The following is a 15,509-nucleotide window of genomic DNA, read 5'->3' as shown; positions in this document are numbered from 1 at the left end:
GCACGGTGGTGTGAGAGGTCGGCTGCTCAAATAATGGGCGGCCTCCTACTCGATTAAAATGTTGACAAAAAGAGTAGGATAAGATATCTTTATACTATTCTTGAAGTCGTGTTAAGGAGTGAGAAAACATGAAAAAATTATTTATCGCGCTGCTGGCGCTGGTAAGCCTGGCTGTTGTAGCGGCAGGCTGCGGCGGCAGCGACAAAAAGGCCGATCCCGTCGCCGACACAAAGGTTGTGCTGAAGGTTGGCGCTACCGCTGTGCCCCATGCTGAAATTCTTAACGATATCAAGCCAGCTTTGGCTAAAGAAGGCGTTGATCTGCAAATCATTGAATTCAGCGATTATGTAAAGCCCAATATGGCTCTGAACGACAAGGAGCTGGACGCTAATTTCTTCCAACACGAGCCCTATTTGGATACCTTTGCCAAGGAGCGCAATATGCCGCTGATTTCCGCAGGCAAGGTGCATATCGAGCCCATGGGTATTTATTCCAAGAAGATTAAGGATTTGAAGGATATTCCTAACGGCGCGAAAATCGCTATCCCGAACGACCCATCCAATGCAGGCCGCGCTTTAGCTTTGCTGGAAAGCGCTAAGCTGCTGAAGCTGAAGGACGGCGTAGGCGTTAAGGCTACCGTAGGCGATATTACCGGCAACGATAAAAAGCTGCAGATCATCGAAATTGAGGCCGCTTTGCTGCCCCGTTCCATGGACGATACCGATTTGTCCGTTATCAATTCCAACTTTGCTATGGAGGCTAAGCTGAACCCTGTGAAGGATTCTTTGTTCACCGAGCCGAAGGAATCTCCCTATGCTAATATCGTAGCAGTACGCAAGGGTGACGAGAGCCGTCCGGAAATTCAAAAGCTGATGAAGGCTCTGCAATCTCCTGAGGTAAAGAAATTTATCGAAGAAAAATATAAAGGCGCCGTCGTTCCGGCATTTTGATTAAAAGCGTAAAAGTCCGGCTGTGGGCCGGACTTTTTGTATGAAGGAGTATATATGCGTGACACTGGACAGCCTGGAGATTACCGCGCCTGTGCCTGTACAGCTTGAGGGCTGATGTGATATACTAAATACGGATAATTTATGCGCTATGCTTAGCCGCTGAATTAAGCATAGCGCTTTGTTTTTCGCAAGGTAATTGCTGTGAGAAGCTATAAAAAGCGCCTGCAAGCGCGTTTAGTAATATTTATGAAGAAATGGACGAGGTAAATCATGCGTAAATATGCAAAATTTTATCTGACGCCCAAGGGAGAGCGCGCAGCCCGCGGCGGCCATCCCTGGGTGTTCGGCGAGGAAGTAACCCATGTGGAGGGCAGCTATGTCAACGGCGATTTGGTAGACGTAGTTACGCCTAAGGGAAAGTATTTGGGAACAGGCTTTGTTAATGACACGTCGAAAATCAGAGTACGTATTATTTCTACGAATACGAATGATAAATTTGACGAAGCCTTTTGGGAACGGCGTCTGCGCTACGCTTTGGATTATCGCCGCACGGTGATGGGCGAGCAGGATTTTCAATGCTGCCGCTTGATTTTTGGCGAAGCGGATATGTTTCCCGGCTTGACCGTGGACCGCTTTAATGATTTGCTGGTGACGCAGACTCTGTCCTTGGGCATCGAGCTGCGTAAGCAGCTGCTGTTTGAGCTGCTGTTGAAAATTTTGCGGGAAATGGGGCAGGAGATCCGCGGTATTTTTGAGCGCAACGACGTGAAGATTCGCCTGCTGGAGGGCATGGAAGAGGGCAAGCATTGGTTTGCCACGCCGCTGCTGTCGCAGCCGGGCCTGCCTGCAACCGAGATTATAGAAAACGGCATTCGCTATACGGTGGATGTGGAAAATGGACAAAAAACAGGCTTCTTTTTAGACCAGAAGTACAACCGTCAGGCCATCGCTAAAATTGCCCAAGGCAAGCATGTGCTGGACTGCTTTACGCACACGGGCTCCTTTGCTTTGAACGCGGCGCAGGGCGGCGCGGCTTCCGTTACCGCGGTGGATATAAGCGCGGAGGCTGTGCAGATGGCCGACCATAACGCAGCTATCAATGGCTACGGTGATGTGATGCATGGCTTGCAGGCCAATGTTTTCGATCTGCTCAGCGAGCTGGTCAATAAGCATTCGCGGGAGTATGATTTTATCATTCTCGACCCGCCGGCCTTTACTAAATCCGGCAGCACGGTGAAAAACGCTATCCGCGGCTACAAGGAAATAAATTTGAAGGCTATGAAGCTGCTGCCCCGCGGCGGCTATTTGGCTACCTGCTCCTGCTCGCATTTTATGAAGGAAGAATATTTTGTGGAAATGCTCAGGGAGGCGGCTAAGGACGCCAATGTGTCTTTGCGGCAGATTGAAGCGCGGCAGCAGGCGCCGGATCATCCGATTCTGTGGTCCGTGCCGGAAACTAATTATCTTAAATTTTATATTTTCCAGGTCGTTTAAGCGAAGGAGGGTATGCTTATGCTGGCGTTAGAGGGTATTCGGGTGCTGGATATGTCGCGGCTGCTGCCGGGGCCGTACTGCACCATGCTGCTGGCCGATTTCGGCGCAGAGGTCATTAAAATCGAGGAGCCCGGCAAGGGCGATTATTCCCGCAGCTTTCCGCCCTTTTTAAAGAATTTCGGCTACTGGCATTTGCAGCTGAACCGCAATAAAAAAAGCGTGACGCTGGATTTAAAAAGCGAGGGCGGCAAGCAAGCCTTTTTGGAGCTGGTAAAGACTGCCGAGGTGGTTGTGGAAAGCTACCGTCCCGGCGTGCTGCAAAAGTTGGGCGTGGATTACGCCGCTGCCAGCAAGGTCAATCCTAAAATTATTTACTGCTCTCTGACCGGCTATGGCTCCAAGGGGCCGTTAGCGAAGCAGGCCGACCATGATATCGGCTATGTGAGTCTGGCCGGGATTACGGCTATGAGCGGCGAAGCTGAGGGCAAGCCTGCTATCCCCGGCGTGCTCATGGCTGATATGAACGCGGCTTTGGCGGCAGGTATGAGTATTATGATTGCGCTGCGTCATGCGCAGGCCACGGGCGAGGGGCAGGAAATAGATATTTCGCTGTACAATGTTGCTATGACGCTGATGCCCGGCGCGGCGAGCCTGTATTTCGGCAGCGGCGTTGTGGCGCAGCGGGGCAATAACTGGCTGACGGGCGCTAACGCTAACTATAATATTTATGAAACCAAGGACCATCGTTATCTTTCCGTAGGCTGTTTGGAAAAGAAATTCTGGCGCAATTTGTGTTCGGTACTGGAGCGTGAGGATATGGTGGACTTAGTGGACGATAATACTAAGCATCCGTATCTGATGCAGCAATTGCAGCAGGAATTTGCCAAGCGCACCTTGGAGGAATGGTCGCAGCTTTTGGCAGGACAGGATACCTGCGTGACGCCGGTGCTGGATTTTGCCGAAGCCGTGGCGGCGGAGCAGACCAAAGCCAACGAGATGGTGCTGACGGTGAAGGACGAGGAACTGGGAGAATACCGGCAGCTTGGCTTCGCTATGAAGCTGAGCAAAACACCTGCCAGCCTGCGCAAAAGAGCGCCGCGCTTAGGCGAAGATAATGAAGAAATTTTAAACGGCTTGCCGGGTGTAAAATAAGCGTGCGAAAACATTTTGAAAAAATTTTCAACACGGCTGCTGCGCAGCTTAACAACTGTAAACGAGTAAATAAAAAATCCGCTGCTGGGCAGCGGATTTTTGTCGTTTAAGCTTAGATTTTGTATTTTAAGTCTTTTTCCATAATAACGCCGGTTTCGGGGTTAATGGTCATTTCGCCGCGCAGAGCGGGAGTGTGGAATTTTACTTCGTATTCATAAAGGCCGTCGTCGTTATCTAATTCCAGCTTATAAATTCTGGCGTCGGGATATTCTTTAGCAACGATAGCTTGTACGTCGTTGGCAGAAAGGATAATTTTGGTGCTGCCAATCTGAGTTTTAATATCCATGGAAAACTCTTTGATAGCACCGGTGGCCTGCAGAACCTCAACCTCATATTCAGTATTGGTGGTATTGTCATAGAATTTTACTTCATATAACGGATGATAATGTTTCAGATTTTCTGCTTTAGTATAGATATGAGTGCTGGTTGCAGGCACTTCTTTCTGGGCGATAGCAAGAGCTTCGTCCGCGCTGATTAAAGAAGCTGCAAAAGCAGTAACGGAAATAGCGAGGGTTGCCAAACCGGCAGTGATGATAGCGGCTATTTTTTTCATAGGTAAGCCTCCTTTAAAGCTAATTTTTTCTTGATTAAATTTTACTAAAATAGTATGAATTAGTCAAGTGAAAAAACTGTGAAGCAAAAGCCGTTTTAAAGCCTTGAATTTACAATCTAAGTGCAACAGAAAAAAGAAATAGTGACTCATAGCCGAAGAACCTTTAAAATGGTATTTGCGGACTACCAGAAAAGGAGACGGCTATGAATCACTATCTTAGCATAGAAGAGCGAGAAAGTATACTGTTTATGCGAGGCGAAGGAAAAGGAATCCGAGCGATAGCGACAGCCCTTGGAAGATCGGCTTCAACAATCAGCAGAGAGTTGAAACGAAATCAAACAAAGAACGAATATTCGCCATCACAGGCCGAAAAAAAGTATCGGCGTAGAAGAAAGCGTTGTTGTCGAAAGAAGATATTGGCATATCCTAACGCAAAGGCCGTTGTGAAAAGGCTCTTTCTGGAAGAACAATGGTCGCCTGAGCAAATAGCCAAACGACTGAAAGCAGAAGGGAATGCTATCCATGTAAGCTACTCAACGATATATCGTGCAATTTACGCCAGAATGCTGGACGAAAAGAAACTGTCTCATGGCGAACGTGGAGTTGTTCGCAAACTGCGTCACCGCGGCAAAACCCGTCATAAAAAAGGAACCGAAGAAACCAGAGGCAAGCTAAAAATCAGCAATCCCATTGAAGAACGGCCTCAAGAAGCGAATGAGCGAAGTGCATTCGGTCATTGGGGAGCCGACACTGTATCAGGAAAAACAGGCTCTTCGTGCATGATTACGCTTACAGATAGAAAGTCTCGCTTTCTTCTCCTCAGGAAGATTCCAAAGAAAAACTCTGTCTTTGTCAGAGACGGAATCATTGAACTCTTACAGCAGCTCCCAGATGACAAAGTGTCTTCAGTTACGCCAGACAGAGGCAAAGAGTTCTCTCGACATTCAGAAATTACAGAAGCAATGAAGGGCCTTCCGTTCTATTTCCCCAAGCCTCACGCACCGTGGGAGAGAGGGACAAACGAAAATACGAACGGACTGATCCGAGAGTATTGTCCCAAATCTGTTGATCTTGAAACTTTCGATGAAAGTTACTTCACCACATTCACCGCAAAACTAAATCGACGTCCCCGCAAATGCCTCGGTTGGAAATCTCCCTATGAGGTTTTCTTCGATGTAGCGTTGCACTTGACTTGACAATTCAAGGCAATAAAAAAGCTGCGCACGAAAATGGTGCACAGCGAATATTTTAAATGGTGGCCCCAGCAGGATTCGAACCTGCGACCTTTTGATTCGTAGTCAAACGCTCTATCCAGCTGAGCTATGGAGTCACAAGATTGCGCTTGTTTCAAGCAACATTGATATTATAGCGAAAGGAAATAGATTTGTCAATGTTTTTTTATAATTTATTTGACGTTGGCTTTTTGCTTTTGCTGTTTTGTTTGGCAGCATTGGCGCGTCTTTCCGCCCAGCCGCAGTAAATGAAGCAGGTCAGAGCAAAGAGGAAGAAGACGAGACTGGTAGCTTGGGCCGACTTTAGCCCGAACAGCCAAGGCTCGGCGTAATCGCCGCGCAGCATTTCCAAAAAGAAGCGGACTATGGAATAAAGCATAGCGTACATACACAGCGCTTGGCCGCGGGCGTGCTTAGTGGTGCGGAAAAGCAGCAGCATAGCGAAGATTACGACGTCCAGCTGTCCTTCCCAGACTTCGGCAGGCCAAAGCGGCACGGGGCCGTAGGTTTTATAGGCCAGCGTTCCTTCCGGGTACAGCAGGCCGAAATTACCTCCTGTAGGCGTGCCGAAGGCGTCGCCGTTGAGCAGGTTCGCCATGCGTCCGATAGCCTGGCCGATGAGCAGGGAAGGGGATACGATGTCGCCGAAGGTTACCCAGTCGATATCGTGCAGCTTGCAGTAGGCTACGCCTGCGGCGATGCCTGCCAGCATACCGCCCTGCACCGCCATGCCGCCCTGCCAGACAAAGGGAATTTCCAGCAGATGCTCGCTGTAATAATCCCAATCGAAAAAGAATACGTCCCATAAGCGGCCGCCGATGAGTCCGGCAAAGCCGCCGTAAATACCGATGTCCAAAACGTGCTGGTGCCAGCGGCCGTCCTGCTTGGCTAAAAAGTAGGCCGTGCCCGTCGCCAGAAAAATTGCTGTGCAAAGTATCAGGCCGTACATGCGCACGGGGAAATCGCCTATGAAAAATAAATATTGATGCATAGTTACCTCCTTGTTATGTAAAGTCGCCGTAATTTTTAACGGCAGCTTTATTTTACTGTTTAGAATTTTATTGTAACATATTTGGCCCGATTTATCAGCGATAATCTTGTGACTTTTGTTGCTATTACCGCAGGTTTAGGAGCTAGCGATAAAAATGCGTGAATTTTATTAATTAGTTTTTGTAGAATGTATAGTAGAACCTTGACAAACTGATTAAGATAGTATGAAAGAAAATTGCGATAGGAAAGATATTTGTAGAGATATTTATTGGTGGATTAACTGATAAATTTCTTGACTTTTTATTAGAGGATGGTATTATTATATGTAGATAGAAATGTGAAGGAGGTAATAAATATGTCTAATGTTGCTAGTGCGATTTTGGATACCATACCTATTAGTCAGTTTAATAGAGGCATGGCTGGTAAAATTTTTGCTGAAGTAAAAGAAAAAGGCGCTAGGGTTGTTATGAAAAATAATTGTGCTGAATGTGTTTTGTTGGCTCCAAACGAATACATTCGCCTTATAGAATTGGCTGAAGATGCGAAGTTGGCTGCTGTTGCTGCTAAACGCATGGAATCCTTTGATTTAAAAAATACTGTGACTGCTGATGAAGTTTATAAAAAATATGGTGTCGATGAAATAGATACCTCTGATTTTGATGAGGTTGAATTTGAATGAATTGGGAAGTAGTATTTACTCAAGAAGAGGAATCTACAAGACTCACGGTCAACTCCAGACTACATTGTAAGAGAATAGGCATACAAAAATACAAGGCAAAGAAATTTATTGCCTTGTATTTTTATAGTGATAATTTAATTTTTGCTGCTTTTTTAGTTCGCTTGACGTGAAAGTCATCGTAAATAAAATAAACGCTGAAATTCATTTGAATCTCAGCGTTTTCCTATTCGTGGTAGCGCCACGGGGAATCGAACCCCGGATTTCGCCTTGAGAGGGCGACGTCTTAGCCGCTTGACCATGGCGCCATTTGGCTCCGGGACTAGGACTCGAACCCAGACCGAATGATCCAGAGTCACTTGTGCTACCATTACACCATCCCGGAGTACTTGGTGTTCATCAGAACAATGAAAATTATAGCAGGTTTCAAAGAATTTGGCAAGCCCTTTTTGAGAAAAAATAATAATTTTGTGCAGATTTTTTTGTGAAATTATTTTAGCGGCTTTGGCGATGCTTTGGTAATTTACAAAAGAGGCGGTTTATGTTAATATATGAATATCTGAACAGATTTTAGAATTTGTTCGGCTGAGTTCTTGACAAGTCTAATAGTAAGAGTTACAATTAAATATGTGATATGATGATTAAAGATACGAGATTAAGTCGCGTATACTTAATTATAAAACGGAATTAAATAGGAGGGCTAAGTATGAAATTAGTATCTAAACTTATGGTCGGGCTTTTGGCATTCAGTCTGAGCTCTTTCATTGCCGGATGCGGCCAGGAGCAAAAGGACGCCAACGCTCCGGCCAGCATGCAGCAAATGTTGGCGGATAAAGCCAGCAAGGCCGAAGTAAAGCAGGATTTTATGCCTGTTACCGAAATTAAGGAAGGTCGCAAAAATGTTTATGCTGTAATTAAAGTCATTAAGGGAGATTACTGGCAGGAGGTAGTCAACGGCTTGAAGGCTGGCGGCGACGCTGCCGATTGCAATGTGTATGTGGGCGGCCCCTTTAAAGAAATGGATTGGGAAACGCAAAGGTCCATGCTGGAGGAGTTGGGAGATAAAAAAGCGGACGCAGTTATTCTGGCACCGTCCGACAGCCTGAAGCTGATTCCTACAGCAGAAGCCGTACAAAAGAAACAGCTTCCTTTAGTTTTGATAGATACCGGTTTAAATAGCAAAAGCTTTGACGCCGCCTTTATGACTAATAACTATGTGGCAGGCACTGAGGCCGCTGCCGAAATGCTGAAATTGCTGCGCGACAATGGCGTCAAAGAAACCGCTAACGCTACTATTGCTATTAAGGTCAGCAGCTTGACCAGCCAGAACATGGTAGAACGTGTGGAAGGCATCAACGCTTATTGGAAGGCTAACGCTCCCGCTGCCTGGAAGCTGGACTCCAAGGTGCTGGTTGACTTTGGCGATAAGGATTTGTCCACGAAGCTGGGCGAAGAAGCTATGGCCAATATTTCTGATTTGAAGGGTTTTATAGCCTGCAATAACCACGCTGCCGTGGCTACTTCTAACGCCGTTAAAAATAGTAAACGCAAGGACGTTATGCTGGTTGGCTTCGACTATTCTAAAGAAATCGCCGAATTGATTGCCGACCCGGACTTAAAGGCCGTTTCTATTGCGCAGAATCAATATCAAATGGCTATGGAGGGCGTAAAGGCGGCCGTCGCTATGGCTAAGGGCGAAAAGCTGGCGCAGGCTGACGTGGATACCGGCGTAGAGGTAGTAAATATCAGCAATCACAAGGATTTTGAAACGAGACATAAAAAATAAATACTAAAGTATTAACTCAGGCGCAGGCGGCGAACAGGCAACCTGCGCCGATTTCTTTTGGCAAAAGCCGCCGCTTGTGTTAAACTATCACTACGCAGTTTGATACAAAACGGGGAAAATAGGATGGAACGAGAAAATACAACGCGAAGGCGTGCGCGCTATTTTTTAATAGATACTATACGCGGCGCCGCCATCATGGGCGTGGTCCTGTACCATTTTTTGTATGATTTAAATGTAGTGTTCGGCCTGGAGCCGACTTGGGTAAAGCGTCCTGTAGTGGAGCTGTGGCAGGAGGGAACCTGCTGCTTGTTCATTATGGTTTCGGGGTTCGTCTGGCGCTTAGGGAAAAAGTCCTGCCTGCGCCGGGGCATGCAGCTCAACCTGTTGGGGTTGCTGATTACGTTGCTTACCTTGGCGTTTATGCCGTCGCAGATTATTTTGTTTGGTATGCTTAATTTTATGGGCTGCGCCGCCTTATTAATGTTGCCGTTAAGCGAGCTGTTTGATAAACTGCCGTCGCCTTTCGGTATGGCGCTGAGCTTGCTGGCGTTTCTTTTCTTCCGCGATGTTGCTGACGGCGCAGTGGGCCTGAGCGCGTTATGGTCGACGGCGATGCCGGATATTTTATACGAAAGTAAAATTTTGCTGCCGCTGGGCTTTCCTTATCCTGGCTTTTATTCCAGCGATTATTTTCCGCTGCTGCCGTGGATGGGCATGTTTATTTTTGGCTATTATTTGTACGCTTACTGTGAGGAGCGCGGAACGCCGGAACGGCTGGCTGTTGGCGAGCTGCCGCTGGTAACGGCTGCCGGGCGGCATACGCTGATGATTTATCTGCTGCACCAGCTAGTGTGTTTGCCTTTGGCGGCAGTTATCATGTATTTTGCGGCCTGAGCGTTTTCGATATTTGACTAAATTGCTTCTTGCTGCACGCGCTTGGGCTTTGCTGTTTGCGGCACGAACACATAAATATAAGCAGTGATAAAATTATTAAAAAATACGTGAAAGTTTAGTAAAAAAGGTGTATAATTAACAGGACTGTTGCACTGAATTACAAATACATTGTTTTCAAGGGAGAGAAATAGTATGAGTGAAAAGCAAGCTTCGCAGGAGGTTTTAGATAAAAAGGCGCAGGCTCTGCTGGAGGAAAAGGAATCCGATGCGCGTATGCGTACCTATAAAGGGCCTCTGAATAAGCTGATAGTCGGGCTGCTGTGCGTTTGGGCTGCCTTTCAGCTGTACTTTACAACTTTGGGCGCTATCAGCGCCATCAACCTGCGCGCTATCCATTGTATATTCCTGTTAGTTTTTACCTTTTTGCTTTTTCCTACATATAAAAAAGAAAAGCGGCTGCGCAGTCTGCCGCCGGTGTGGGATATGCTGCTTATCGCCGTGGGCGTCGGCAGCTTTACGTATCTGATTTTGAATTTTCCGCGTATCGCTATGACGGGCGGCCGCATCGACGATTTTGAGGTTGTTATTGCAGGCGCGGCCCTGCTGGTTGTGTTTGAAGCGGCTCGCCGTGCTTCCGGAAATTTGGCGGTGCTGGCGCTGCTGTTTTTGGGCTACAACTGGTTCGGCGAATATTTGCCGGGCTATCTGGGGCATAACGGCTTTACGCTCAAGCGTGTGCTGATTACGCAATTCTGGGGCACGCAGGGCGTACTTGGCACCGGTATCGGCGTATCCGCCACTTATATTTTTCTGTTCGTACTTTTTGGCGCTTATTTGAAATACAGCGGCTTTTCCAAATTCATCAACGACTTTTCGCTGACGCTGGTGGGGCAGACTCCCGGTGGTCCGGCGAAGGTTGCCGTGTTGGCTTCCGCGCTTATGGGCATGATTAACGGCTCCGCCGTAGCCAACGTAGCGACGACGGGCACGATTACGATTCCTTTGATGAAGCAAACGGGTTACAAAAAAGAATTTGCCGGAGCCGTTGAGGCGGTGGCTTCTACCGGCGGCCAATTCTGCCCGCCAATTATGGGCGCCGTGGGCTTCGTCATGGCGGAATTTTTGGGCATCAGCTATACGAAGGTTATGCTGGCGGCCATTGTTCCGGCGCTTTTGTATTACGTGGGCCTTTTAATGGCCGTGCATTTCGAGGCGATGCGCCTGGGGCTGTCCGGCTTGTCCAAAGAAAATATTCCCAACGCGATGAAGGTAGTGAAGGAGCAGGGCCATCTGGTTATCCCGCTGGTGATGCTTATCGGGTTGATGTTCGCTGGTTATACGCCTTTATACGCGGCGGTCTTTTCCATTTTCGGCACTATCGCCGCCAGCTGGCTGCGCAAGGAAACACGCATGACGCCGCAAAAAATTCTGGACGCTACGGTGGAGGGCGCGAAGGGCGCTGTTTCCGTCGGCGTGTGCTGCGTTATCATCGGCGTCATTATCGGCACGGTAACGCTGACCAGTATGGGCTTGAACATGGGCTATTTGATTCTCTATCTGGTGGAAAATAATAATATTTACCTGACGGGCTTTTTGGTAATGATTATGTCCACGATTTTGGGCATGGGAGTGCCGGGCGTGGCGGCTTACGTAATCGTGCAGGCCGTAGCCGTGCCCGTGCTTATCGACGCGGGCGTTCTGCCGCTGACCTCGCATTTGTTCTGCCTGATTTACGCCTGCCTGTCCAATATTACGCCGCCCGTAGCCATCAGCGCCTACGTGGCGTCGGGAATTGCCGGGTCCGACCAGACGAAAACGGGCCTGTGGGCTATGCGCCTGGGCATTATCGGTTTCATTATACCGTTCTTTTTCCTAGATAATCCGGTGCTGCTCATCGGCGTGGACCCCGACGCCACCATGTATGCCACGCTTTGGGCCGTGTTCACGGCTTTGCTGGGCACGGCTGGCTTGGTAGCCGGGCTGGAGGGCTGGCTCATCAAGCGCTGCAATATTTTGGAGCGCGTAATTTTAATCGCCTTGGCGCCGACGCTGCTGTACCCCGGCGTGCTGACGGACGCTATCGGTATCGCCGTCTTTGCCGCCGTAGCGGGCGTGCAGCTTGTGCGTAAAAAATAATCTGTTTACCTTGCCTTCAGGTGAAGGCTCAATAATAAAATTTTCAAAGGGAGAGGATTTTATGAAATCATTTGCTAAATTCAAAAAGCTGGCCTGCGTTGCTTTGGCAGTTACCATGATGGCCGGTGCAATCGCTGGCTGCGGCGGCGAAAAGAAGGAGGCCGCTAAGGCTCCGGAAAAAATTGTGAAGATTAACTTCCCGACCGCAGGCGCTTCCGGCGCTTTGTATGCAGTTGGCGCCGCTATTACCAACAACTGGACAAAAAATGTTCCGGGAGTGCAGGCTGCCAGCCAGGCTTCCGCAGGCGGTATCGCCAACCTGAATATGGTTGCCGGAAACGAAGCGCAGGTTTCCATCGCCATCAGCTCCAACGTGCTGCAATGCCTGAACGGTACCGACAGCTTTAAGGACCATGCCTACAAAGATTTAAAAGTTATCGGCGGCCTGTACATGAACCCGAATCAGGTTGTCGTTACGAAAAACTCCGGCATTAAAACTCTGGCCGACGTTAAGGGCAAGCATTTTGCCGTAGCCGCTGCCGGTTCTTCCGTTTACAACGAATGCGAGAACCATTTTACCACCGTGGGCATGAAATTCCCGGAGGATATTAAAGCCGAGCTGATTGCCTTCGGCCCTGCCGCCGATATGCTGCAAAACGGCACCTTGGACGGCGCGTGGATTATGTCCGGCGCTCCTGCCGCAGCCGTATCCCAGGCTTTGACAGCTAACTGCCAGCTGGTGGAAATCGACGACCAAACACTGGAAGCTTTGAAGGCTAAATATCCCTGGTACGCTAAATATACCATTCCTGCCAAGACCTATCCCAATCAGGATAAGGATATCCAAACCTCCGCTATTAAAATGGTTATGTTCTGCCGTCACGATTTGAGCGAGGACACCGTGTATAAGCTGACGAAATCCTTCTGGGAGCACATCGACGAATTGGGGAAGGCGCAGAAGAATCTGCAGGGCTTGAAGCCTGCCGACGCCGTTAAGGATATCGCCAACCTGCCGCTGCATCCCGGCGCTGAAAAATATTATAAAGAAATTGGCGTGCTGAAATAATTTGCTGGCTGCCGCTGCGCCTGGGCCTGCTGCAGGTTTTAAAATTGCCCAAGGCTTTGCAGTTGATTTTTACCGCCCGCAACAGCGGCACCTTTACGCAGGTGAACGCCATTACTTCCATTACTAACGTGTCCTTCGGCGTGCCCGTGCTGTATACGGCCGCTATCTTAACGGCTTGATGGCCATACCGAATCTTATCACTCTGCTGGGCTTGAGCGGCGTGGTGCTTGCCGAGACGAAATTGTATTTTGCGTATTGGGAGAAAGTTCACAGCAGAAAAAAGCATATCGCGCAGGCTAGTGGCGCTGTTTTAGGCATGGAGCAGCACTGAGGCCATGAAAATTTTCCTTCACCGTCTTTCGGGGCGGTGATTTTTTTCGCGCTTTTACCGACCGGTATAGCAGGGGATATCGGACGAAAGAAAAAAATTGCCGGCGAATATTTTCACCGGGACCGCGTTTCATAGACAAAGCGCAAGCAGATATGCTAAAATAATATGATAAGAATGGCGCAGTTCGCCCTTGGGCGGCAAACCGTTTTGGTAATTGCAGAAAGCAATCTTTGCTGTAAATTCGCCGGTGAGTGGGAGGCAATGAAATTGTTAGCTGATAATTTAAAATTAGTACAAAAGCAGATAGCGGACGCTGTTGCCCGGCGCGAGCATAAGGACTGGCTTACGGGCGGCGAGGTGACCTTGGTGGCAGTGACGAAAAATCATCCGCCGGAGGTGATTACGGAAGCCCTGGCCCTGGGCGTGCGGAACATTGGCGAAAACCGCGTGCAGGAAGCCAAGCATAAGCAGGAGGCCCTAGGCAAGCAGGGAACCTGGCATTTAATCGGCCATTTGCAGAGCAATAAGGCACGGCAGGCCGTGGCCTTGTTCGACCTTATCGAATCGGTGGACAGCGAGCATTTGCTGGCGGCAGTGAATAAAGAGGCCGAGCGCATCGGCAAGGTGCAGGATATTTTGCTGCAGCTGAACATCGCCCATGAGGAGCAAAAGAGCGGTCTCGGACGGGAGGATTATTTAGCCCTGCTGCCCAGGCTGGCGGCTTATAAAAACGTGCGCCTGCGGGGGCTGATGGTCATTGCGCAGAAGTGCGACGATGTGGAAGAAACGCGGCCGGTATTTGCCGCCGGTTATCGCGCTTTTGCCCGTTTAAAGGAGCAGCGCCCAGAGGTGGATATTCTTTCCATGGGCATGAGCGGCGATTATATTATCGCCGTCGAGGAGGGCGCCAACTGCGTCCGCGTAGGCACGGCGCTTTTTGGTCAGCGCGATTATAGTCTGAAATTCTAAAAATTTATGTAAAGCTGGTGAATATATGAAATTTATCGACCGTATTATGGACGCTTTAAGCTTATATGACGAGGAGGAGCTTCTGGACGAGGAGCTGGAATTGAAAAAACCCCTGCCGAAGGAAGAACCCAAGGAGAGCGGCACGCTTTTCCGGCAGAAGAACGTAACCGCGGCGAATCCGTCTGCCGCTCCTGCCCCGGCCAAGGAAAAGAAGCCGCTGCTGAGCTTTAAGAAACCGCAGAGCGCGGCCAAGCCGGAGGAAAATAAAATGGGCAGCCGCACGCTGAACCTGCCCGTGGCCAACAAGATGGTCAGCGTGGTGGTGCTGGAGCCCGTGAGCTTCGACGATTCGCAGAAAATTGCCGACTACCTGCGCAGCAGCAAGCCCGTGGTAGTAAACTTCCAAAACACGGACAACGTGGTGGCTAAGCGCATGACCGATTTTATCAGCGGCACGATTTACGCTTTGGGCGGCAGTATGCGCAAGCTGGGACGCAATATTTTGGTGTGCGCGCCCAAGAACGTGGATATTGACGCCGGTGAGGAAATGTATGACGATAAAGGAGAGCAGCCATGGAAAAAATAAAGGCTTTATCCGTTAAAAAATTAGCCTTCGTAGGCGGCGGCGCTATGGCCGAAGCCATTATCAAGGGCATTATCGCCGGGGGCCTGCTGCCTGCCGAAGCTATCAGCGTGGGCAACCGCACGCAGAAGCGCTGCAATTATTTAAAGGAAAGCTACGGCGTACAGGCCATGACCGATAACGCGGCGGCTGTGGCCGGGGCCGACCTGGTTATTTTCGCCGTGAAGCCCCAGGTAGCGCCCGTCGCTTTAACGCCGGAGCTGGCTGCGGCGATGAAAAAGGACTCCTGGGTGCTGTCCATTATGGGCAGCGTAACGCTGGAGCAGCTGCACCGCTATGCGCCGGGGTTCCCCGTAATCCGCACCATGCCCAACACTCCGCTGGCCGTGGGCGCGGGCATGGCGCTGTGCTGCGCCGAGCGGTTAACGGAAGCTATGAGGCGGGACGCAGCGGCTATTTTCGGCTCCTGCGGTGAAATTGAATTTGTTGACGAAAGCGCTATCGACGCTATTTCGGCTATTTCCGGCTGCGGGCCGGGCTATTGCTTCGTGATTATCGACGCGCTGGCCGACGCCGGCGTGCGCGCGGGCCTGCCCAGAGCGCTGGCCATTAAGCTGGCGGCCCAGACGCTGGCCGG

At 49.5% G+C, this 15,509-nt stretch carries 15 protein-coding genes, 3 tRNA genes and 1 pseudogene; 14 read left to right on the top strand and 5 right to left on the bottom strand.

Annotation, left to right across the window (positions count from 1 at the left end):
* Window positions 1–128 precede the first annotated feature (128 nt).
* The 3 genes from QZ105_RS08305 to QZ105_RS08295 all read left to right on the top strand — a co-directional run bounded on the left by QZ105_RS08305 (window position 129) and on the right by QZ105_RS08295 (window position 3,596).
* Window positions 129–950 carry a MetQ/NlpA family ABC transporter substrate-binding protein gene (locus tag QZ105_RS08305; RefSeq protein WP_293729448.1) on the top strand — a complete coding sequence of 274 codons (822 nt, stop codon included), beginning with the start codon at window positions 129–131 and terminating at the stop codon, window positions 948–950.
* Between the two features lie 270 nt (window positions 951–1,220).
* The gene (locus QZ105_RS08300) at window positions 1,221–2,444 is read left to right on the top strand and encodes a class I SAM-dependent rRNA methyltransferase (RefSeq protein ID WP_293729446.1); all 1,224 of its coding nucleotides are present in this window, start codon (window positions 1,221–1,223) and stop codon (window positions 2,442–2,444) included.
* A gap of 18 nt (window positions 2,445–2,462) precedes the next feature.
* The gene (locus QZ105_RS08295) at window positions 2,463–3,596 is read left to right on the top strand and encodes a CoA transferase (RefSeq protein ID WP_293729444.1); all 1,134 of its coding nucleotides are present in this window, start codon (window positions 2,463–2,465) and stop codon (window positions 3,594–3,596) included.
* A 112-nt stretch (window positions 3,597–3,708) separates the two neighbouring features.
* Here QZ105_RS08295 and QZ105_RS08290 read toward each other — a convergent pair whose 3' ends face one another.
* Window positions 3,709–4,209, bottom strand: coding sequence for a PepSY domain-containing protein (locus QZ105_RS08290; RefSeq protein ID WP_293729442.1), 501 nt, complete (start codon window positions 4,207–4,209; stop codon window positions 3,709–3,711).
* A gap of 203 nt (window positions 4,210–4,412) precedes the next feature.
* Here QZ105_RS08290 and QZ105_RS08285 point away from each other — a divergent pair, with 203 nt between their 5' ends.
* Window positions 4,413–5,405 (top strand): IS30 family transposase, encoded by a 993-nt coding sequence (locus QZ105_RS08285; protein ID WP_293729440.1) that lies wholly within the window; start codon window positions 4,413–4,415, stop codon window positions 5,403–5,405.
* A gap of 57 nt (window positions 5,406–5,462) precedes the next feature.
* Here QZ105_RS08285 and QZ105_RS08280 read toward each other — a convergent pair.
* Together QZ105_RS08280 and lgt are read right to left on the bottom strand one after the other, a co-directional pair.
* Window positions 5,463–5,539, bottom strand: a tRNA-Arg gene (locus tag QZ105_RS08280).
* 68 nt (window positions 5,540–5,607) lie between these two features.
* On the bottom strand, window positions 5,608–6,432 hold the full coding sequence (gene lgt, locus QZ105_RS08275; RefSeq protein ID WP_293729438.1) for a prolipoprotein diacylglyceryl transferase: 825 nt from the start codon (window positions 6,430–6,432) through the stop codon (window positions 5,608–5,610).
* Between the two features lie 354 nt (window positions 6,433–6,786).
* Between lgt and QZ105_RS08270 the strand changes: the two genes are divergently transcribed.
* Window positions 6,787–7,110 (top strand): type II toxin-antitoxin system Phd/YefM family antitoxin, encoded by a 324-nt coding sequence (locus QZ105_RS08270; RefSeq protein ID WP_293729437.1) that lies wholly within the window; start codon window positions 6,787–6,789, stop codon window positions 7,108–7,110.
* 230 nt (window positions 7,111–7,340) lie between these two features.
* Here the strand turns inward: QZ105_RS08270 and QZ105_RS08265 are convergent.
* Together QZ105_RS08265 and QZ105_RS08260 are read right to left on the bottom strand one after the other, a co-directional pair.
* Window positions 7,341–7,415, bottom strand: a tRNA-Glu gene (locus QZ105_RS08265).
* A gap of 3 nt (window positions 7,416–7,418) precedes the next feature.
* Window positions 7,419–7,492 (bottom strand) — tRNA-Gln (locus QZ105_RS08260).
* Window positions 7,493–7,813: 321 nt separating this feature from the next.
* On the opposite strand from QZ105_RS08260, the gene QZ105_RS08255 reads away from it, so the two are divergent.
* The 9 genes and pseudogenes from QZ105_RS08255 to QZ105_RS08215 form a co-directional block, all read left to right on the top strand.
* Window positions 7,814–8,893: a substrate-binding domain-containing protein gene (locus tag QZ105_RS08255; protein ID WP_293729436.1), complete on the top strand. Its 1,080-nt coding sequence runs from the start codon at window positions 7,814–7,816 to the stop codon at window positions 8,891–8,893.
* A 123-nt stretch (window positions 8,894–9,016) separates the two neighbouring features.
* Window positions 9,017–9,787, top strand: a complete 771-nt coding sequence (locus QZ105_RS08250) for a heparan-alpha-glucosaminide N-acetyltransferase domain-containing protein (RefSeq protein ID WP_293729435.1) — start codon at window positions 9,017–9,019, stop codon at window positions 9,785–9,787.
* A gap of 192 nt (window positions 9,788–9,979) precedes the next feature.
* Window positions 9,980–11,923, top strand: a complete 1,944-nt coding sequence (locus QZ105_RS08245; RefSeq protein WP_293729434.1) for a TRAP transporter permease — start codon at window positions 9,980–9,982, stop codon at window positions 11,921–11,923.
* A gap of 61 nt (window positions 11,924–11,984) precedes the next feature.
* A complete protein-coding gene (locus tag QZ105_RS08240) occupies window positions 11,985–12,989 on the top strand; it encodes a TAXI family TRAP transporter solute-binding subunit (protein ID WP_293729432.1) in 1,005 nt (334 codons plus the stop codon).
* A 44-nt stretch (window positions 12,990–13,033) separates the two neighbouring features.
* Entirely contained in the window at window positions 13,034–13,168 is a 135-nt protein-coding gene (locus QZ105_RS08235) for a hypothetical protein (RefSeq protein ID WP_293729430.1), read from the top strand.
* Window positions 13,159–13,320: pseudogene (locus QZ105_RS08230) on the top strand (sodium:alanine symporter family protein); the annotation flags it as partial. The gene QZ105_RS08235 and the pseudogene QZ105_RS08230, both read left to right, overlap by 10 nt.
* Before the next feature lie 267 nt (window positions 13,321–13,587).
* Entirely contained in the window at window positions 13,588–14,289 is a 702-nt protein-coding gene (locus QZ105_RS08225) for a YggS family pyridoxal phosphate-dependent enzyme (protein ID WP_366936025.1), read from the top strand.
* A gap of 25 nt (window positions 14,290–14,314) precedes the next feature.
* Window positions 14,315–14,875, top strand: a complete 561-nt coding sequence (sepF, locus tag QZ105_RS08220; RefSeq protein ID WP_293729424.1) for a cell division protein SepF — start codon at window positions 14,315–14,317, stop codon at window positions 14,873–14,875.
* The coding region (locus QZ105_RS08215) for a pyrroline-5-carboxylate reductase (RefSeq protein ID WP_293729422.1) at window positions 14,863–15,509 on the top strand (647 nt) is incomplete at its 3' end. The genes sepF and QZ105_RS08215, both read left to right, overlap by 13 nt.

Origin of the sequence: uncultured Phascolarctobacterium sp. (genome assembly GCF_905212365.1) — a bacterium.
Lineage (GTDB): Bacteria > Bacillota > Negativicutes > Acidaminococcales > Acidaminococcaceae > Phascolarctobacterium_A.
The sequence above is the reverse complement of the archived record's forward strand: the minus strand, read 5'-3'. Positions and strand labels throughout refer to the sequence as shown.